At 33.6% G+C, this 23045-nt stretch carries 13 protein-coding genes; all 13 read left to right on the top strand.

Annotated elements, in window-relative coordinates; genetic code table 11:
* Positions 1-27: 27 nt before the first annotated feature.
* The 13 genes from SHI72_RS06885 to SHI72_RS06945 all read left to right on the top strand — a co-directional run bounded on the left by SHI72_RS06885 (position 28) and on the right by SHI72_RS06945 (position 22275).
* Positions 28-1992 (top strand): T9SS type A sorting domain-containing protein, encoded by a 1965-nt coding sequence (locus tag SHI72_RS06885; protein ID WP_323489486.1) that lies wholly within the window; start codon positions 28-30, stop codon positions 1990-1992.
* A gap of 40 nt (positions 1993-2032) precedes the next feature.
* The gene (locus SHI72_RS06890; RefSeq protein ID WP_323489487.1) at positions 2033-11839 is read left to right on the top strand and encodes a SpvB/TcaC N-terminal domain-containing protein; all 9807 of its coding nucleotides are present in this window, start codon (positions 2033-2035) and stop codon (positions 11837-11839) included.
* Between the two features lie 20 nt (positions 11840-11859).
* Complete coding sequence (locus tag SHI72_RS06895) at positions 11860-12465, top strand: hypothetical protein (protein WP_323489488.1); 606 nt, start codon at positions 11860-11862, stop codon at positions 12463-12465.
* Between the two features lie 55 nt (positions 12466-12520).
* Positions 12521-12832, top strand: a complete 312-nt coding sequence (locus tag SHI72_RS06900; RefSeq protein ID WP_323489489.1) for a hypothetical protein — start codon at positions 12521-12523, stop codon at positions 12830-12832.
* Between the two features lie 41 nt (positions 12833-12873).
* Entirely contained in the window at positions 12874-13128 is a 255-nt protein-coding gene (locus SHI72_RS06905) for a hypothetical protein (protein ID WP_323489490.1), read from the top strand.
* Positions 13129-13188: 60 nt separating this feature from the next.
* Entirely contained in the window at positions 13189-13797 is a 609-nt protein-coding gene (locus SHI72_RS06910) for a hypothetical protein (RefSeq protein WP_323489491.1), read from the top strand.
* Positions 13798-13931: 134 nt separating this feature from the next.
* Entirely contained in the window at positions 13932-14513 is a 582-nt protein-coding gene (locus SHI72_RS06915; RefSeq protein ID WP_323489492.1) for a hypothetical protein, read from the top strand.
* Between the two features lie 38 nt (positions 14514-14551).
* Positions 14552-15196, top strand: coding sequence for a hypothetical protein (locus tag SHI72_RS06920; protein WP_323489493.1), 645 nt, complete (start codon positions 14552-14554; stop codon positions 15194-15196).
* A gap of 438 nt (positions 15197-15634) precedes the next feature.
* On the top strand, positions 15635-16915 hold the full coding sequence (locus SHI72_RS06925; RefSeq protein WP_323489494.1) for a DNA (cytosine-5-)-methyltransferase: 1281 nt from the start codon (positions 15635-15637) through the stop codon (positions 16913-16915).
* A complete protein-coding gene (locus SHI72_RS06930; protein WP_323489495.1) occupies positions 16912-18426 on the top strand; it encodes an ATP-binding protein in 1515 nt (504 codons plus the stop codon). Before SHI72_RS06925 ends, SHI72_RS06930 begins: the two co-directional genes overlap by 4 nt.
* A gap of 1 nt (position 18427) precedes the next feature.
* Positions 18428-20611, top strand: coding sequence for a Z1 domain-containing protein (locus SHI72_RS06935; protein ID WP_323489496.1), 2184 nt, complete (start codon positions 18428-18430; stop codon positions 20609-20611).
* Positions 20604-21566, top strand: coding sequence for a PD-(D/E)XK motif protein (locus SHI72_RS06940; protein WP_323489497.1), 963 nt, complete (start codon positions 20604-20606; stop codon positions 21564-21566). Before SHI72_RS06935 ends, SHI72_RS06940 begins: the two co-directional genes overlap by 8 nt.
* Before the next feature lie 13 nt (positions 21567-21579).
* Positions 21580-22275: a hypothetical protein gene (locus SHI72_RS06945; protein ID WP_323489498.1), complete on the top strand. Its 696-nt coding sequence runs from the start codon at positions 21580-21582 to the stop codon at positions 22273-22275.
* The last annotated feature ends 770 nt before the right edge of the window (positions 22276-23045 follow it).

Genomic DNA, 23045 nt, shown 5'->3' on the forward strand with positions numbered 1-23045 from the left:
AGATTTCATTTTAAAACATAGAAAATTATGTATAGAAAGATTTTTTTAGCATTGGTTTTTATAAGTGTATCGGCAAGTAATATGGTTTTTTCGCAGCAAAAAGTAGTGCCTGGCAATGTTCAGGAACCTGATTTTTGGATTAAATCAAGAACTAACGGAGATGCCTATTATTGGGAAAGCCTCACGAAAAAAGAAGGCAAAATATCAGCTAAAAAGCAGACCGGAGCCGTTTTTAATTTTAACCCGAGTATTGTTTTTGATACGGCCCAGGACTCTCTGATCTTACCGCTGGGCATAGAAAGTAAAAGACGTCAGACTTTATTTATGGTCTATAAAGTAAAAGACAGTTTAAAGGAACAATTTTTATGGACGATAAACGACCCTCAAAAAACACTTTCTGTAGCGACCAATAAACGCCTGGTCGATCTCAAAAAACACTCCTATCAATCGTACCCGGAAAAGATAAAACCGCATAAAGCCAACATTCATTTTTTTCAGCAGAATGTAACCGATAGTGTAGCAAAGTTATCATCATTAACGATTGGGCAAAAGTCTAAACTGGAGAAATTACCTCCGGAAGAGTTTAAAGGAAATATAAGTGAAATTCTGGTCTATAACAGGGTTTTATCTGGTAAAGAAACCCAAAAAGTAGCCAGTTACCTCGGAATCAAATATGGTATTTCGCTTGCGCAATTCGAAAGTAAAAACTATCTCAACAGTCAGGGAGAAACGATTTGGGATATCGATCAGCATAAAGGTTTTGATGCCTCCATTACCGGAGTTGGCAGAGATGATGCCAGCGGATTACTACAGCCAAAGAGCAGCAACATGATCGAGGAAGGACTTTTGACCATGGAACTTAAAAGTAAATCCAATATAATCCCCAATAATTATTTTGCCTTTTGGAGTGATAACGGAAAAAATCTCTTAGTCAAAAAACAGGAACAGGGAGAACCAATTGGTATTGCCAGACAATGGCAATTGGATTTTACAAACCCGGGTGACCTTAGTCTTGACTGGTCTTTAAATCCCAATTTTATAAAAGGCAATTTGCCCAAAGACACCTTTTACTGGCTGTTGGTTGATTATTCCGGAAAAGGAACTTATGACGAAAACAATTCCGAATATATTCGTTTGGCAAGTACGTCAAGTACAGAAAAATTAGTTCTAAACGATTTTAACTGGGACAAACAAAAAACAGGAAAAACCAGGTTTACAATAAAAATCGCACCCGAAATGTTTAGCAGGGTCTGGATAACGGAAGCTACTTGTGGCGTATCAGGATCCGGACAGTTAAATTATACTATTGAAGGTGGCGAAACTCCTTTTACTGTTACAGTAAAAAAAGAAGGTAGTGAAACTGTTGTTAAACAATGGAATCAGGCTGCAAAAAGCACCACAGGATTACAACTTTCCTCTGGAACTTATGATTATATTGTTCGTGACGCAAAAGGTAATTTGTACGCAGAAACGGTTTTTGTTGCTGATAAACAAGGAACATTTCCTAATCTAAAATCAGATTATTTATTGACGGGTGGAAATGCCATAACACTTGATGCAAGTGCTGGTTTACCAGCAGGAAATTATGAGTATGAGTGGTTTTATGAAGGCGATTTTATAGACAATAGCGCAAAAATACTGGTCGATCAGCCGGGTAATTATGAACTTCGATTGATAAATGGTCAGGAATGTAAAACGGCTACCAAAATTGCAATTGCTACGGATGGAAAAGAATTTACCGATTCGAGTGTCATTATTTTATATCCTAATCCAACTACAGACGGTCATTTTTCTCTTGCCATGCAATATCCACGAAAGACAGATGCAACTATTCGTATGTACTCCCTGACAGGAGCTCTTATAAAACAAAAACACCTTACTCAGATAGAAACTTATTTGTATGAGGATACGATCAATAGTACATCTGGAATGTATCTGGTGTCTGTTAGTTCAGAATTTGGCACAAAAACTTTTAAAGTTATTGTGAAATAGTTTAAAAATAAACGATCCCCATAATCGATTAACCTGCTTTATGAAAAATAAAATTATAATACTGGTATTTTTAATAGGTACATTTTTGTTCGCTGCCAATTTTGGACCGTACAAAATAGCTTCTTTATTTACTGAAACGGCTTCCGAAAAAGAATCAGCTGCTTTTAAAAAAGATTCGATAGCTATTGCTAAAAACGAAACCAAAAGCACAAAATCATTTTCGGCAGATATTCCCGAGGGAATTATTGGCGTTGCAAGCACAGAAGATGTTGATGATGCCTATGATAATGTTTTTCACCTTAAAGTCGATGTTTTACCATCCAATGAAGAAAGTGCTTATCTAGAATATGAATTATACGGATACGATCAAGCGGCTTCGATTTCCAGAAGTTTAAACAATCAGCCCAGTATTGGAGGGCAGTTTTTATCTCAGAATAAAAACTGGACCAGACAATCGGAACTGCTTTCTGAAAAATCATTACGAGCCGGAGATAACGTATTGTTGTTTACTGCGCCTGAAGGAAATTCAAATTCGTACCGAATCAAAAATGTCCATATAGTTTACAAATCGGCACTTCCTTCAACCGACTTTACGTTATTGAAATCAGAAAATAAACTGTACATCAAAGGGACTAATTTCCCTTCTCAGATAAAAAAAATGAGTATTGGCGGTATTGCCATTGATATGAGTCAGCCTGAATTTGAATTAATTTTTGATGCGGCAACAATAGAAAAATCAATAACCCTTACCAAAGAAATGGCAAACGGCGTTATTGCGACTGAAAAATTAGAATTAAGACAGTTTTTAAAGGTTGATAGCTACAGACCATTAGAAAATGCAAAAGGCAGTGTTTTTAAAACTATAAATTTTGAAACAGAAAACACACTTGCTTATAAAGATTTCTCGGCTGTTTTTCCTGTTGGCGCTTTAAAAAATAATGTTTCGGTTTCGATTAGGGGTTTACGTAAAATAGATATTGCTCCGCTAAACTCAGCAATGGTCAATGTTACTGCAACAAATGCTGGTTTTCGATTATTGCCACACGGAACTATTTTCGAAAAAGGCGTGACATTATCATTACCATTTGATAAGAAAGCAATTCCGGAAGGTTATACCGAAAAAGACATCAATGTATTTTATTTTGACGAAAACAAAAGACTGTGGCAGGAAGTAACCAAAGATTCACTGGATATTAAAAAAGGAATCATTAAAGCGAAAACCACTCACTTTACCGATTTTATTGCCGGAATTATCAAAATGCCGGAATCTCCGGAAACTTCAGGTTATACGCCAACAAGCATAAAAGATTTAAAAGCGGCAAGTCCACTTGTCGGAATACAGTCAATAGCACCACCATCGGCAAACGGAAGAGGAACGGCAAGTACAGGGTTTTCTATCGTAATTCCTGGCGGAAGAGGCGGCATGCAGCCTTCATTGAATTTGCAATACGACAGTGACGGCGGACACAGCTGGGCTGGTATGGGCTGGGATATTTCGGCACCAGCCGTGAGTATCGAAACCCGCTGGGGAGCACCAAGATATGACGCAGACAAAGAAACCGAAACTTATACCATTGCCGGAGAACAATTAATTCCTAATTCACACAGAGCAGAATGGACTTCAAGAACTGCCGATAAACAATTTTACCCAAGACGTGAAGGTGCTTTTCAGCAGATTATTCGTAAAGGATCATCACCAAAAAATTATTATTGGGTTGTAAGGGACAAAAGCGGTGTAGCGAGTTATTATGGAGGAAACGCTTCAGGACTTGCAACTGCAGGAATTTTGCAGGATGGATCTGGTAACATCGGACAGTGGGCACTTTGCCTTCAGGTTGATTTAAAAGGAAATACCGTCGAATATGAATACGATAAAAAGGATGGGGAACTCTATCTTAAAAAAGTATATTATACCGGTTTTGGTGCAACAAAAGGAAACTACAATGTTACTTTCATAAAAAACTCTGATTTAGGAGAAGCAAACAGATCTGACGTTCAAGTTTCAGCAAGGCTAGGTTTCAGGCAATTGAACAATCAGTTATTAAGAAAAATTGAAGTTCGTTACAAAGATCAAATGGTTCGTAGTTATGAGCTGATTTATAAAGAAGGTGCCTTCAAGAAAACTTTATTAAAATCAATTTCAGAATATGACTCAGAGTCTAATTTATTCTATACCAATACGCTGGATTATTTTGATGATGTGCGTGATGCTTCCGGGAAATACAATCCGTTTGGACCAGAACAGAGTTGGACTGTGCCGGATGACCATTTAAAGAATAATATTTTACCTAATATAGATCTTTCGGGTAAGCATACACTGGGTAATAGTTCTAACGGTAAATCAGGGGGAATTAATTATAGAATTGGAGTTGGATTGTCAACTGATTCCGGAAATTTCAAACAAAATACGGTAGGAGCCCATGGAGGAAATAGTTGGGGATCATCTGAAACTATTGTAACTCTCGAAGATTTAGATGGCGATCAGCTGCCGGATAAAGTGTTTAGAAAAGGAGATAATGTTTATTACAGAAAAAACCTTTCTAATCAAGGTTCTAATTCGTTTGGTGAAATTCAGGAAATAACATTAAATACTATAGGGAATTCATCGAGTAAAACTTTTAACTGGGGAGTAGATTTAACGATAGGATACTCAAAAGTCAGCGCCAATGTTGGTTTTGACAAACAATATTCGAAGAGCAACACCAAAAGTTATTTCATGGACTTTAATGGTGACGGATTGGTAGATTTTGCCAATAACGGACAGGTATATTACAACAGATTAGTCAATGGAGTGCCTACTTTTATGACAGGAAGCAAAGGAACACCTTCACCGGTTTCAGGCGATGGGAAACTTACTTTAAGTTTTCCGGCCCCGGCAATGACTTTTGAAGAAATGCAGGTAAAAAATCCGCTGCATGACGTAGTGCGTATGTGGGAAGCACCGGTAACCGGACAAATTCAGGTATCGCATACTTATGAATTGCAGAAAGACGTATCAAAAGAAAGAACAGAATATCTGACCAATGATGGAAAAGATAAGGCCGATGGTGTACAGTTGTTTTTCCAGAAAGGAAATGGTTTAGTATGGAAACAATCTATTGCCGCAGATGACTATATAAGTAAATCTAAAGAAGATTTAATAACAGTAACAAAAGGGGAAAAACTATTTTTCAGGGTAAGTTCTGTTATGGATGGAAGCTTTGACCAGGTTCTCTGGAGTCCGAAAATATCTTATATAACCATAAATGATAATACAGGAAGTTTAGTTCCCATACCAGATAATGCTGTAGATGCCAACTTATATTCATTGAAAAATTACGATGCAGAAAAAGACTTTTTAAGCAGTACAAATTCTGGTTTATTGGTTTCTAACGGCAGTATTACATTTGCCGGGAATTTTGTAAAACCCATTACATCAGATCATGTTACCCTTAAGATTTTTAGAAAAGATCTGGATGCAGGAGCAGTTGAAACCATACTTTATCAGAAACAGTTTAATGCAAATGAAGCCGCTTCTTTTGACCTAAGCAGTATTGGAGTTGTAAATAACAGTACTACGTCACAGATTCGTTTTGTTTTAGAGAGCCAGACCAATATTAACTGGAACACGATTTCTTTTAATCCTTCGATAAATATGCCTGCAATAGCGCCTGCAGCATCGGAGAATAAAAAAATAGATGTGTTTTTGCAACGCTATAAAAAACGAAAAGGAGATTATCTTATAGAAAAAAAATCTTCTGCTATTGACGGAGTTTTAGCACTTAATTTAGCCCTTACCGATCTTAATCTGCTTCCAGCAGGATTTAATAATCTAAGATCAAAATTAAACGGTGCAGTTATCATTACTGCAAAACAGAACAATCAATTAGTAGCCCGGAAACGCTACAAAATGGTTAATGCTGTTTTGACAGAAGATTTAAGTGTTCCAGAGCCGGCAGCTCTATTTACTACAGTACTACAAGACCAGCCCATTGATTTAGAAATCAGTATTCCTGCTTTAGAAAGTAATGAGGTAACACAGCAATGTGTAGCTCTTTTTCAAATGCCGATTTATTTAACTGTACAAAATGATACCCCGGGTTTATGGACAGCAGATACAAACCAATATGCTGTTTATTCTAATTTTTATACAGAAGAACTACAGCTGGGATTAGGACATAGGCAGTGGGGCGGATTTGTGATCAATAATACAGGGACTTTTGCTTCTGATTTAGTAGCGGTTTCTCAATTAAAAACATCCGATACTTACAACGCAGAACCCAACTTAGATCCCGACAATCAATCAGAAACAGAACAGCAAGGCTATGATATTGCGAAAGTGTACTTTGTAAGCATGCAGAGCAGCTATAGTAAAAACAATATGATTGGTCTGGAAGAAACCACTTTTATAGACAGTCGATTTATGGGAACTTCCCGTCTTGGCGAAGATGATATTGTGTCTTATTTTGATGCAAGCCTTCCAAGTTTGGACGGTGGTGGTACTATGGCATTGAACATCTTAAGTGAAAACGAAAGCACCAGTTATTCAGCCGGACTAAAAGTGGGGCCGCTTGGGCCAGGAGGAAGTAAAGGAGAAGGAAAAAGTTACGTAACCCAGACCATGGCCGATTTTAACGGTGATCGTTTTCCGGATTATGTACGTGGAAAAGAAGTGCAGTTTACTTCTCCAACAGGTGGTATCAGTAGTAAAACAACCGAAATTTACAATTACAGCCATGGAGAGAGTAAATCAGACGGAATTAGTTCTGATGGAAGTTATTCGCATGCCTTTACCAAAACCGTTCAAAAAAGTATACCTATTACAGATAGTAACGGCTGCATTACAAATGAAATTGTGTCAGAAAAAGAGGCAACAGGTATCTCTGCAACCATGTCGCTGTCCGGTAATTTAGGAAAGAACGAAGATGAATCGCAGTACATGCATATTGATATCAATGGAGACGGGCTTGCTGACAGAATCAAGAAAACAGGTGAAGTAGCTTTAAACTCAGGTTACGGATTTTTACCGGAAGAAAAATGGAATTTTGAAGGGCTTGCAACTGGAGCTTCAGAAAGCTGGGCAATTAGTCCTTCAAGTGGTATGTCTTATAAAGGAGGATCTTTTACTGGTGGATTCAATTATGGGAAAGGAACAGATAATTCGAATACTTTAATGCTGGATGTTAACTCAGACGGACTGGCTGATAAAGTAGAATATACCGGTGGGAAGATGATGGTGGCACTCAATATGGGAGATAGTTTTATGACTCCTATTGCTTATCCTAAATTCTCAAGGATGAACGAAAACAACAGCACCAATTATGGTATGAATGTAGGTTTTAGTTATGATATTCCTATTTTCCTAATCAGGATTACCCCTAGTCTTGGAGGTTCAACAGGTTTTAGTACCAATCGTACCGAAGCTACTTTTAATGACATGGATGGAGACGGAAATCTGGATTATGTTTTGTCTGATGATGAAGATCATTTGGTTGTTCGTCTCTCGAACATCAAACGAACCAATAAACTAAAAGGTGTAACCAATGCGGCTGGAAACAGTTATGTTGTAGATTACGAACTGCTAAAACCAAGCTACGAAAATCCAGCAGCCAAATGGGTATTGCAGTCTGTAGATGTTTTTGACGGACATACTGGCGATGGTATCGACCATTCGATTGCTAAATTCAGATACGAAGATGGTTATCAGGACCGTCGTGAAAGGGAATTTTATGGTTTTGGAAAAGTGATTCAGGAACAGATTGATGCGGCAGATAATTCTGTTTTCTCGACGACTGTTCAGGAATTTTACAATCAGGATTATTTTCGTAAAAATCTGTTGAAACACAGTTATACGTTGGATAAAAACAACAAAATGCGTCAGGAGTCAGAAAACGAATACAGTTTTATTGATGTCGCGACCCAGGCAATTGTTCCGGTTTCAGAGTTGAGTTTGCCTTCGTGCGATGCCAAACGTATTTTTGTGGGAATGATTCATGCCAATCAAAAAATGTATGAAGGCGGAAACGATGATCTGGAAACCAATACCTATAATAAATATGACACCAACGGAAACATTATAGAGTACATAGATTTAGGCAATGGTGCAGCATATAAAAAAATAACTGCAAAAATCAGTTATTACGAAAGTACATCACCTTATTATGGCGGAATCCCAAAACAATTAGAAGTATTTACAACTGAAGGATTAAAACGTAAAAGAGCCACAATAATCAATCCCACAACGGCAGAAGTAACGCAGATTAAAAACTACGCTGCTGCAGATAAGATTGCCACCACAGATATTGCCTACGATGCTTACGGAAACCTGCAGAAAATTACGGGCCCGGCGAATCATAAAAAACAGCGCATGACTTCGGAGTATGTTTATGATGCAGACAACTATCAATACATGACCGAAATTAAAGATGCTTTTGGGTATCAGAATAAAATGGAGTACAATTATCGTTTCGGTATTCCTGTAAAAACAACAGACCGTAACGATCAAAGCACGATTTATACGCTGGATGGTAAAGGAAGAATGGCAACGATAAAAGCACCTTACGAAATAGCTTCTGGAAAATCTTATACTATTGCTTACGAGTATTTCCCGCAGGCAAAGGTACCATATGCCAAAACAAAGAATTACGATCCGGAATTAGACAAGGATATTGAAACCTACACCTATACTGATGGATTAGGCAGGGCCTTGCAGGTCAAAAAAACTGCAAGTTTATTTACTGCGGCAGGAAGCCCGGACAAGGAAGCACAAATCGTTTCGGGAAAAATAATTTATGATGGATTGGGAAGACCAACAACCAGTTATTACCCAACGACCACAACAACTGTAGATAATAATTTCAGCACGGCAGTATCAACTGTAACCCCAACCAAAACAGAGTATGACGAAGTGGGTCGCGTCATAAAAGTAACGCTGCCGGACGGAAGCACCAATACCACCACTTTTGCACTCGATAATTATGACGGCCTGCTGGTTTTACGCACCACACAAACCGATGCACTAAATAAAACAAGCCAGACCTATACCGATGCAACAGGCCAGAACCTGGCTAGTATGCAGAATGATCTGCTGACCAAGTTTGAGACCAATGCATTGGGCGAAACCATAAAAGTGACTGATGCAATGGACCATATTACCAAAAGCAGTTACGATTGGTTGGGTAGAAGAATTGAGTTCACCCATCCTGATGCAGGAACAGCCACCATGCAATATGATCTGGCAGGTAATTTAACGAGCCGTGTTACGCAGGACATTAAAAATACAGTTCCAAACGATGGTGCTATACTGTACGAATACAACTATAACCGATTAGAAAGCATAAAATACCCGAAGAATCCGCAAAATAATGTGCAATACAATTACGGCAAGGCCGATGGAACAGCATCACGCCGAGGCAGATTGTGGTTTGTACAGGATGCCAGTGGCGGGCAGGAATTTTTCTATGGAAAATTAGGCGAGATTGAAAAAGAAATCCGCACCCTTCGTATTACCCCTACAGACATTCAGACCTATATTTCGGAATTCGAATACGATACCTGGAACCGGATCCAAAAAATGACCTATCCAGATGGTGAGGTTGTTGAGTACACCTATAACCGCGCAGGAAACCTGCAAAGCATGCAGGGCAAAAAAGAAAGCCATACTTATAATTACATCAAACAATTGAGTTATGATGAATTTGAACAGCGCAAGTATTTAAAATACGGCAACGATACCGAAACCAATTATACCTATGATGATGTAATGCGGAGATTACAGCAACTGCAGATAAAAAGCGGCACCAGAGAAGTCATGAATAATAGTTATAGTTATGATTTGGTTGGAAATGTTCTGGGCATAAAAAATACAGCTCCAATTGTAAACAATACCTTGGGCGGAACATCAAATCATGAATACCAATACGATGATTTCTACCGGTTAAAATCGGCAAAGGCAACCTATCAGGGCGAGTTTACAAAAGCCAGTTATGAGCTGAATATGAGCTATAACAAAATGCATAATATAACCAAGAAAGATTTAGTTCATACGGTAAACAAAGAGCAGAAAGGCTATGTGCTGGATTATAATTATGACAACGAACTGCATCCTAATGCGCCAAACAAAATTGCCGAATCAGGAAAAACCGAACCAAGGGAATACGTATACGACGGAAACGGAAATCCAACCAGTTATACTGAAGAAAAGAGTTTCAGAAAAATGACATGGGATGAGGAAAACCGTTTAATGGGAATTAATGATAATGGAAGGATTTACCAATACACCTATGATGCAAATGGAGAGCGTGTTATAAAAAGTTCCGGAGATTCTCAAAATGTGGCGATTAATGGGCAAACAGCCGCTACAATAGTACATACGGATGACTACACGGGTTATGTTTCTCCTTATTTTGTAATCAGTAAAGGAAAATTCACCAAGCATTATTTTGAAGGTGCGGGTCGAATTGTGAGTAAACTAGGCAATGGATCATTTGCGCAGCCATTAAAATTAACTGCAGGAGGAGTAAATTACGGCAAGCTTACTGCCGAACAGCAAAAAGCATTGGATAATTATGTTAAAACATTAGGAGTTCCTCCCGGTCCCCCAACCCAGCATGGAATTTATGCTACACCTGAATTTACTGGCGATCCATATCCGAGTGAAGTAATCAAACCAGTAGAAGAAAATCAGGAACCACCGGAAGGCTGGCCAAGAAATCCTGTGTTCAATGCGCCTGGAGATGTGCCGGGACCTCCGGTACAATTTGGTCCTCCAGTAGAGCCGACGACTGTAAAGTCAGGAGAAGGATTTACCGGAATTGGATTGCCGGAGAATGATATTTTTTATTTTCATCCCGATCATTTGGGAAGTACTTCGTATATTACAACTAAAAACGGAAGTATAGGCCAGCATGTCGAGTATATCGCCTTTGGGGAAGTTTTGTTTGAGGAGCATTCCAGTTCGTTTTCTTCGCCTTATTTATTTAATGGTAAGGAATTGGACAGGGAGACTAATTTAACCTACTTTGGTGCCAGATATTTAGATATGAAGACCAGTTTGTGGTTAAATGTTGATCCATTGGCCGAGGAATTTTTACATCAGTCCCCATATAATTATTGTTTTAATAACCCACTAAATTTAATAGATCCTACAGGGATGGGACCAGAGGATCCCAAAGGAGATCCACCAGTAAATGGAAAACTAACTGGTAGTTCCAATTTATTAATATTTACAATGGATTCTAGTGGTATTGACAAAGAAAAAATGAATAAAACTAGTGGAAAATATGATTGGATAGCAGTAACTAGCCCTGAAGAGGCTGAAGCTGTATTGAGAAAAGCTTACGGTGATAAAAAAGATTTCATTAAAAATTTAGCATGGAGGTCACACGGTAGCGTTGCAGGTGCAGAATTGACCTCGGGATTCACTAATCCAGTAAGTGATCCAGTAAAAAGCCAATCAATGGTTTACATAAAAAGTCTATTAACTGATAATGCAAATGTTATGTTTACAGCGTGTGCCTTGGTTGCAGGATCACTACAGCCTAAAGATGACAATTATGCATCAGGAAAAAAATATGGAGAAAATTTTTCCTCTTTTTTTGTTAGTAATTCAAATAGAAATTTATTTTTAAATTATACAACGACAAGTGCCACTAGTAATCGTTATTTTAATGATTTTAGATTTGATAAGAGACTTAATGCACAAGATAGAGCTGGATTTTTATGCTTTACAAAAAGAGGTACAACATCTGCGTTTTTTAATTTAAAAATTAATAGCTCTGGAGGAATGGATATTAAATATTCAAGACCAATTAACAGATTCGGAGCAGTACCAGAATCTAAAAAGATTTTTCGACCATTAAAAAATTAGTAATTTAAATAATAAATAAAATGATAAAATATAGCCTATTCATAGCATTCCTTTTTGTTTTTTGCACAAACAAAAAAGAGTCAGACTGCAAAGACCAAGGCATCAAAATCGAATATCTAACGGATATTGATAAACTAGTTCAAAATGGTTATAAATGCGATAACCATTTTGATAATTTTGGCGTTGATGAATTAAAGAGATGTCAAGTCGAATTTTCTGATTCGAATTATAAAGTTCTGTATAATGGATTTCGTAGCAGGGTGCTTTTTGATAAAAAAGAGAATTTGAAATTAGCTATAAATTCACTTTCGCCAGATTTTAGACCTGTAAAAAATCGACCTTTTTCATTGTATGTACTTAATGACAGGCTTATGCCAGTTTATGGAATTACCAAATTTACTAATGTTGGTTTATCTGTATTTAAAATAGAATATAAGAACAATAAAATTGTATTAAGTGAAGCAATTAATAAAGAAAGTAAAAATATCGATGTTAATAAATTAACTTATCAGCAAATACTTGAACTAATAGAAAAAATTAAAAATACTTTTAAATATAAAGTTAGGGAAAAAACTTTAGATGACTATTTTTATAAAGTGCCTTATTGGACAGAAGGTAGGGAATAGTAAATGAAACACCTGTCTTGTCCTATAATAGGTTTGCATATTTAAGAATATATATATGAAAAAAGCAATTATTTTTAGTTTACTTATCTCTTTTAGTTGTACCAATAAGCAAAAAGAACCAGACTGCAAAGACCAAGGCATCAAAATCGCATATCTAACGGATATTGATAAACTAGTTCAAAATGGTTACATATGCGATAATCATTTTGATGATTTTGGTATAGATGAATTAAAGAGATGTAAAGTCGTATTTTCTGATTCGAACTATAAAGTTTTGTATAATGGATTTCGAAGCAGAGTGCTTTTTGATAAAAAAGAAAATTTAAAACTGGCTATAAATTACTACTTCCCGATTTTCGAGCTGTAAAAAACCGACCATTTTCTTTGTACGTACTGAATGACAAACTTATGCCGATTTATGGTATTACTAAGTTCGGGCGTGATAGTTTGTCTATATTTAAAATAGAGTATAAAAACAAGAAAATTGTATTGAGTGAAGCACTAGATGAAGAAAGTAAAAACATTAATGTGTGTAAGCTTTCATACAGTGAAATAGTAAAACTAATAAAAAATATTAAATATGATTTTGTGTATAAAAAGCAAGATACAACACTAGATGATTATTTCTATAATGTTCCTTTTTGGACAGAAGGTAGGGAATAGTACAGAAGAAAAAACACCTGTATTGTCCTAAAGATATGTTTACATATTTAAGAATTATATATGAAAAAAGTAATTGTTTTTAGTTTAATTATCTTTTTTGGTTGTACAAATAAGCAAAAAGAATTAGACTGTAATGATCAAGGCATCAAAATAGAATACTTAACTGATCTTGATAAACTAATAAGAAGTAAATATATATGTGATTATTCATTTAATACATTTGGAAAAGATCGATTAGATAAATGTAAAGTTTTATTTTCGGATGTAAACTATAAAATTATTTATGATCAACGTAAAACAAGACTACTTATTGATGAAAAATTAAATTTAAAATTTGCTATTGTTTCAATTTCACCGGATTTTAAGATTACAGAGAAGGTACCAAATTCTTTGTATATATTAGATGATAAACTAATGCCTATATATTCAATAACAAAGTTTGGAAAAGATAAATTTCATACATATAGATATAAATATAATGAAGGAAATTTAATTATAGAAATAGCAATCGATAAAGAAAGTAAAAACATTAATGTGGATAAGCTAACATATAAAGAAATAATATCATTAGTATCAAAAATGAAAAATAAATTTACTTACCAAATAAATAAAGGTGATTTTGATGAATATTTTTATGATGTCCCTTTATGGACAGAAGGTTACAGATAATTTGAATAAATCTTATAGTCTATCGACGCATTTATATTTAGAAATAGCACAATGCCCCAGACTTTTGCATTTTCGCATGGCTGGTGCTAAGGTCCAACTCGTAAACGCAAAGAAATCCTTGAAGCATGATTCTTATGAAAGTTACTTTTAAAATATCGGAGAAAGAATTACTAAACGCAAGAAATAGTATTTTTAAAGATTATGGGATTCCTGAGCTGGAAAAGAATGGCTATGTTAAATCTCCATTTAGAACTTCTTGGTTTGGACAATACGATTCTAATATTCGCGGATACTCCTATGAATTAAGTAAGCTTGCAGATCAAAATCATCTACATATCATTACAGCTGATATGGTTAAAGGAGATAAATGGATAAAAATATATTTAAATATTTTTGAACTCAACAAAAAATTAAATTCAGTTGATGAATTAAAAGATTGTGATGGAATAAATTTTAAGCTCCCGCCTAATGATTCAACTACTATGCAATTAAGAAGCGATGATTATAAAGGCCCTCCTTTGTTTTATATGTTATTTCTCTCAGAACACAAACTAGGAAAAATCAACAGTCAAAGTAATTTCGAAAAAGAAGTCATTAAATTAAAAGATTTGGTAAAAAAAGATATGACCAATATTGATTCTTTTGTACATAGATGGTATGAATTGCATGTGCCCTATATAACAGACAAAGAAGGTAACGTAGTCAAAAAAGACTAACGTAATATATTATTTAATTAGAGTTAAATTTTTTAAATATGAAAAAAATAATACTACTTACGATTGCGCTATTATTCGCAACAACCGGACACGCTAAATTTATTAAAGCTGTTTTATTTATGGAAGACGGATCAACAAAAAAAGGACTTGCTGAAATGGTTGAAAGTGATGATTCTAAAGTCTATTTCAAAACGGATGAAGAAGCTAAAAAAGAAAAAATTGAAAGTGTCAACATCAAAAAAATCGAATATGCAGATTCTGAAAGCAAAAAATATATTGCGGAACGATTATATGCCACAACAGCTAATATTTTAACAGGCAAATTTTCGAGATCAAAGAAAAAACTGTGGTTTTATATTGTTTATGATAAAAATGTAAAAATAGGTGCGATTGCCTCGGATGGCAGTAATCGTAGAAATGCAGCAGGTACGAGTACTGTAGTTACTTTTGCGAATACAGCTTATTATTTTGGTAAAAAAAATAGTGAAGAATTAGTATTTGGTTATGCTACAACAGGATCAAATGGTTTCGCAATTGGAACAGATTCATTAATCAGAAAAATGTCAAGAGAAGCTTTTGCAGACTGCTCAAAACTTATTGATGCAATTTCAAAAGAAGATTTTAAATCTGGATCTGTCATGGATCAATTAAAAACTATTTTTGAGAAAATAAAATGCAAGTAAACATTTTAGTAGTGATTAGTATATTGAGTGTCATTTTTCTTTTTTGACTTGATTTACAAATTTTAGGTGATATTAAATTTAAAAAATAAATTTTTCAATTAAACTTAAAATAAACATTTTAATTCATTACTTGAATACGTAGAAATACCCATTTTAAACTTATTTTTAATAATATCTGGCAATTATCAACATATTTTTTTAATATTTACAATTCAATTAATTTCATTTGTCCGATTTTATAGTTTTCATAGAAAATGTTTTAATAAGTTATTTTGATTTTACGTAAAACCGTAATTTATAAAGTCTGAAATAAAATAACTTTACAAGTTAGAAAATCTTTGAAGCCAAAAGGAATCAATTAAACATATCTTTGATCCCTTTTCAAATTTATAGAGTGAATTATTAAAAAAAGTGCAAAAATATTTTGCAAATGTTTACATGAGAAAATTACGTTTTATAGATTTATTTGCAGGTTTAGGTGGATTTCATCTTGCAATGTCCCATTTAGGACATAAATGCGTTTTTGCCAGTGAATTAAACGAAGAACTTCGAGAATTATACGAAAGAAATCATAATATTGAAATATCAGGAGATATTAATTTAGTAGAAGTAAGAAAAATACCTAAACACGATATTTTGTGTGCAGGTTTTCCTTGTCAACCATTTTCAAAAGCTGGATCTCGATTAGGTTTGGAAGATCCAGTTAACGGAAATTTATTTTACAAAATTATGGAAATCTTGGAGCAACATACTCCAGAGTACATTTTCCTTGAAAATGTATCAAATTTAAAAGGCCATGACGGAGGTAATACATGGGAAGTAATTCACAGTGAACTATCGAGGCTTTACCATATCAAAGAAGAAATTTTATCTCCACATCATTTTGGAATTCCTCAACATCGTTCCAGATTATACATAGTAGGTCGTTTAAAAACTAAGGGGGATCTTTCTAAATTTACATTTCCGGCGATCGAGCGTGCGGAAACAAGTATTCATAAAATAATTATTGAAGACGATTCAGATTTTATTGCAATTAGAGAAAGCACTAAAAATCATCTTTCAGTATGGCAGGAGTTTTTATCAAATCTAAAATCAGAGGATGTACCAAGATTTCCAATTTGGGCGATGGAATTTGGTGCCACCTATCCTTTTGAGGATATAGCACCAATTTTACAAGGTAAAAATGAGCTAAAGAAGTACAAAGGTCAATTTGGTTGCAATATCGAAGGGCATTCTTTAGATGAAGTTTTAGAATGTTTACCTACATACGCAAGGGACGGCATAAAATATCCTCAAAAAGAATTTCCAGTTTGGAAAAAGAAGTTTATTCGTGAAAATCGTGCATTTTACAAAAAACATAAAGAATGGATTGACAAATGGCTCCCTAAAATAGCGGAATTTGACAATAGCCATCAAAAACTTGAATGGAATTGCGGTAATCAAATTGATCTGACTCTTAATGATAAGATTATACAATTTCGTCCTTCAGGAATTAGAATAAAAATGCCCACATATTCACCAGCACTAGTATTAACTACAACGCAAATTCCAATCTTTCCATGGATGAACAGATATATGACAAGAAAGGAAGCGGCTAAACTTCAATGCATGGAAGATTTAAAAGAACTCCCAGTAACAGTACCAAAAGCTTTCAGAGCTTTAGGAAATGCAGTTAATGTTGGAGTTGTAACTAAAATCGCGAAAAAATTTATTGTATGAGGAACTTAGAAAATGTTTCAATAAAATTTAAACCAGCTGCTTATAAATTATTTCAAAATCTAAAGTACAAGGTTTGGCTTGCGTTATCTGAATATGTTGATAATTCTATTCAAAGCTATCTTTCAAATCAGGATCATTTGAAAGGTAATGATCTAAATTATCAATTCACAATTGATATCCAGTATACAAAAGATTACATAATAATACGAGATAATGCGGCAGGAATAGATACGAAAAATATTCAACGTGCATTTGAGCCAGCAAACATTCCAGAGAATAACACAGGATTAAATGAATTTGGAATGGGAATGAAAACAGCTTCTATTTGGTTAGCTAAGAATTGGAGTGTTAGAACAGCCGCACTTGGAGAAGATTTAGAGCGTTTTGTAGAGTTTAATCTTGACGAAGTTTCAAAAAATGGGAAAGAAGATTTGCCAATTAATTTTAATCCCAAAGAAAAAGACATTCACTTTACTGAGGTTACTTTGCAACAACTAACTGAAAACGGTCAAAATAGGCAAATTGATAAAATAAAAAAACATATCACAAGTATTCATCGAAATCTTCTACGAAGCGGAGAACTAGTAATAAAATTCAATGATGAAATTCTTGTATTTGATAATCCAAAAATTTTATCAGCTCCTTTTTACAAAGAAGAAAATGGAAAAGATATTGAGTGGAAGCAAGAGATAGATTATTCATTCGGAAAATATAAAATAAATGGATTTATAGCAATTTTAGATAAAATGTCAACTTCCGTTGAAAATGGATTTTCACTTTTTAGACGTGGTAGAGTAATCGAAGGCAGTCATGACGAAAAATTCAGGCCTAAATCACTTAGTGGTCAAGTAGGTTCTCCTCGTTACAAAAGAATATTTGGAGAATTAGAGGTTGAAGGATTTGATGTTTCATTTGACAAGGGCTCTTTCAGTAAGCCAGAAGAACTAGAATACTTTCTAGAGCAAGTAAAAAATGAAATAATTAAGGATAAAAATAATGTTTTTGCTCAGGCTGAATATTACAGAGTTCCTAAAAAGAAAGCTGAAAACGTTAAAGTTGTTGAAAAAGTAGTAAAAGATTTTGAGAAAGAACAGCAGGAAAAAAAGGAAAACCCACAAAATACATTCGAAGATATTGTTAAACTTATCTCGAATACTCCTGATGAAATAATTCCTGAAGTAATTGACCAATCAACAAAAGTAGGAGGCGTTTCGGAAAGTAGAGAATTATTAGGTAAAACTGTTCACTTAAAAATTGATTTTATAGACGATAAAAACATTACGCATTTTTATCAGTTAGAAACCATAGATGTAGGAAATGAAACTAATGTAATTTGCAACATAAATCTAGCTCATCCTTTTTTTCGCAAATATGAAAATAAGGATAACTTTTCACCAATTTTACAAATTATAAAAAGTTTAGTTTATGCTGAACTAACAGCTCCATCAAAAGGGACTACAAAAGCAGGAAATATTAGAGTGAATTTTAATCAATTTATGAGAGATCTTTAAAATGGAACAACGAATAGAAATTATAGAAAATAAAAATACTACTTCTACTATTGTTGTTGGTGAACAAACCAATCAATTGATAGGTAGATTTAGTCAATTAGATTCAGAAGAAATCGATACATTACTTAGCGAAACAGCCGGCATTTTATCAAATTGCGTTCCTCCAAATGTTGACGGAAGTGAAACTGGCATTGCTATTGGATATGTCCAGAGTGGTAAAACCATGTCGTTTACAACATTAAGTGCAATGGCATACGACAACGGCTACAGTGTCATAATTTATCTGGCCGGAGTAAAAAATAATTTATTATCGCAAACCAATAATAGACTCAAAAAAGATTTACTAACTGGTTCCACTAATTCGAGAATTTACAAAGTTTATGACAATCCTAAAATTCAGGATGATGCAATACGAAATATCTCTAAAAATTTGCAATTAAGTAAAAAACCAGCAATACTTATTACAGTTCTCAAACATCAATTACATATAAAAGAATTAGCAGAAATATTTTCCCATTATGATGTCAAAACGGCCTTAGGAAATAAAGGTGTTTTAATAATTGACGATGAAGCAGATCAGGCAAGCCTAAATAATGCAGCGAGAAAGAATAGTAAATTACAAGATTGGGAGGACAAAGATTTTAGTTCAACTTATTCCAATATTTTAAATCTACGAGCTGCCTTTGATAACCATAGTTATATACAATACACTGCCACTCCACAAGGACCATTATTAATCAATATACTCGACCTGTTGTCGCCAAATTTTCATACAATCCTTACACCTGGTAAAACTTATACCGGTGGAAAAACATTTTTTAGGGATAATCCAAGTTTAATTAACCTCATTCCTCAAGAAGAAGTTTATCATGGAAAAATAAATCCATTAGATGATTGCCCCCAAAGTCTTATTAATGCAATCCAAGTTTACTTAATTGGCGTTGCTATTGTAGTAAATATACAAAATAAGGAAACAATGTTATCGATGATGATCCATGCTGATAAAGAAAGAGATGCAAGTAAAAAGTTTAAAGGATGGGTAATCAATCTTATTGAACAATGGGAGGAAATTTTAAGATTATCAAAAAATGATCCAACAAGGAAAGAACTAATAGATGAATTCAAAAAAAACTATTTGGAAGCTACAAAATTACTGGACTCTGCGCCAAAATTTGAAGAAGTTATTGAAGAAGTTTTAGAAGTTATATTGGACACGAAAATTCATTTAGTTATAGCAGGAAATGCAGGAATTGATTGGGATAATGCTACGTCACATATTTTAATAGGAGCAGATATGCTAAATAGAGGATTCACAATCGAGGGTCTTTCAGTTTCATATATGCCAAGAAATACCAAAAATAAATCTAATGCCGATACGATTCAGCAACGAGCACGTTTTTTTGGATATAAAAATAATTATTTAAAAAACTGTCGTGTTTATTTGCCTCAAGGCTCTATTGACGAATTTGATTATTATATAGAGCATGAAGAAATTATGCGCGAAAATTTGAAGAAGATGACTTTAGAGCAGTATGCTCAGACAGTAATTCTCGATGAAAGTATGAATCCAACAAGAAATAATATACTTTCAATTGATATTATTAGAAATAAGATGGCAGGTTGGAAACAATTTAATACAATACAACATGCAGTTGAAAACATAGATTTCGTCGAAAGATTTATTAGCTCCTTAAATTTGCAGTTATTTTATGATTATGGTTCTACAGATAGAAATCATTTATATTGCGATATATCAATCGACGATGCTATTGGTTTCTTAAAAAAATACAAAGCGTCCAATATTCCAGATACGTTACGAAAATCTTCTACTATTCAATATTTGAAATATGTAAAAGATACTAAAGCAATAGATAAAGTATACATATTCCAAATGGCTTATCAAGTAATTACTGGACGCCAGAGATCTTTAAAAAACGAACGAGACAGGTATGTTATAAAACAAATTTTTTCAGGTTCCAGTGGAAAAACCAGTGGAAATTATCCAGGAGACCGTTCAATTAAAAGAGAAGATGCTCTTTGTATTCAAATTCATAAGATTTCAGTAAAAGATAATCCTGATCCGCAAAAAATAAGTCCTTTATTTTACACACTTGCTGTATATTATCCAAATGAAATATCACACTCATTTGTTGGGATGCCAAATACATTTGAAGAAAATGACTGAACTATATAATGTATTTAGCTCATTGAATTCAAATGACAGAAATGATGAGTATATTGTTGGTGAAATTCCAAAATTAATAAATCATAAAATAGGTGTTTCATCAGAAGGTTACCCTGTTTTTTTTGTAAAAACCTTAAAAAGCAAGAAAAAAATACTGAATAAGTCTCTGGAAATCATAAAGATAGAATTCAATAAAGAATGTGCTTTGTTTGTGAATGGTAATAAAGAAATAAGCAGTTATACATTGATAACCTTAAAGTCGGAAACGCCTGAAATTCAAAGTTATTTTTTAGAAATTTTATTGCTTTCTATTGAAAAAATTTCTCCAATTCCAACAGTTGACGAGATAGAAGGCCAGCTAAATTCACTAATTGCTTTATTTAGAGATTTTTCAAGAATACCATTAAAAACTATTCAAGGAGTTTGGTCAGAAATGATTGTCATCGAATCTGCAAAAAATGTAGACTACCTTGTTCAGTCATGGCATAGTTCAATATTTTCAAAATTTGATTTTAATGATGGTATTGACAAAATTGAGGTTAAATCAACTAGTAAGGATAGAAGAATTCATCGATTTTCTCTTAGTCAATTGTCAAGAAATACTTCCTCACATTTAGTAATAGCATCTATTATGACTTCTGAGGTAGGCATTGGCTGCAATGTTTTTGACATTCGAGAAAAAATATATCAAAAATTAAAAAACAAAAATTTAATAGTTAAAGTTGATGAAATTCTTAGTAAGACGCTTGGAAATAATATAGAGAAATCCATAGATTGTTTTTTTGACTATAATTCTGCTTTCGATAGTTTACAATTTTATCAAAGTGAATCAATACCTAATATAGATGGAGAGATTCCATCACAAATAAGTAATATTAGTTTTGATTGCGATATTTCTAATGTAAGTCCTATTGAAATACTATCAACAGAATCAATACTTTTAAATTCGTTATAAAAATCAAATTAAAATGGCAGACAACATCAAAGCTAACATTGTCGACCCAAAATTAATATGGGAAAAACTTATAAATAAATTAAGTCAAAAATTTTCTATATCGTATACAGGTAATAATCCTTATCATCTAACAATTAACAATAAGGAAACATTTGTGTTTTTAAGAAATCTAACTAGAGCATATACAAACCATTCTCCGGATGTCTGTCGAATCCAATTACATAAAAATAATCATTTTGAAGAAATAAAGGAATCAAAACTACCTTTTATGGCAATTGGTTATTATAATGCACAAAATACAATTGCTACTTGGTTGTCAGAATCAATAAAACCTAGACTTAATGGAAAAGGAAATGTTTCACTTTATTGCAGATTTTCTGAAATGATTTCCAGCGACAAAAGAGAAATTTGGAACTGCAGTTTAAGAAATGGATCAATTGTGCAAATTACAAATTTTGAAGATTTTGATCTTTTCCTTCATGATATAGTTAAAGATCTAACAACGGAGGTTGTAAAAGATTATGATGAACTAGAAAAAGAATTATACAAAAAATTAGAAGGTGTTATCGAAGATTATTCAGAACTAATGTCAATTCAAATCAGTATTAATTTTTATGAGGAACATAAATTGGATTATAATTTGACTTCCATAAGAAATTTAATTAAAAAATTCAAATATCATTATTATAATAAAAACATAGAAAACTAATTGATTACAATTTTAGTTATCTAATTTTTCTGTTGCAATATTATATTACGTAAAATTGAAAAACAGCGTTTTTATTTATCAAAATCATATTACAAATTATAACATCATAAATCAACCTTATAAACTATCACTACTTTTGCTAGCATTTTATTATTTTGAAATGTTAAGCGAGACGAGTGATGATTATATAAATAGTTTACTAAAATGAATTTATTTGAATAGTAAAACCAAAAAATGATATTTTTATCATCATTCATACCATTGAGGCCCAAATGCTATTCCGGAATTTACGACAGACTTATGCAAGTTAATTATTAAAAATCTGTAACAGAAAACCAAGAATCACTGAAGGATGATTCAGAAATCTAGGATTTAATCCATCAGGGTGATGTGTCAGAACAACTAGTACAATTTGCTTCACCTGTCGAACCATAACGGTATATGTCGGCAAAGGTTCTACTGGAATTGAGAAGTCAGGGAATGATATTTTTTTATTTCCATCCAAATTATTTACGCTCAACTTCTTACATGACTCGAAAAATAGAGGAATTGCAATACAAGTAAATTAAAATAATTAAAAACATGTGTTATGGAAATCCGTAATAATATTTTGGAAAGATTAATATCTTTGAAATAGTGAATGATAGATATCAAGATATAATCGACCGGCAAAAAGCCAAATTAAATTTTAAAATTGGCTAAAATTGATCGTAGCCATAAACGAACTATGTTTACTATATATACAACTTTTCTAATTATTTTAATTTGCT

The organism is Flavobacterium sp. PL02 (genome assembly GCF_035013205.1).
In the GTDB taxonomy this organism is placed as follows: domain Bacteria; phylum Bacteroidota; class Bacteroidia; order Flavobacteriales; family Flavobacteriaceae; genus Flavobacterium.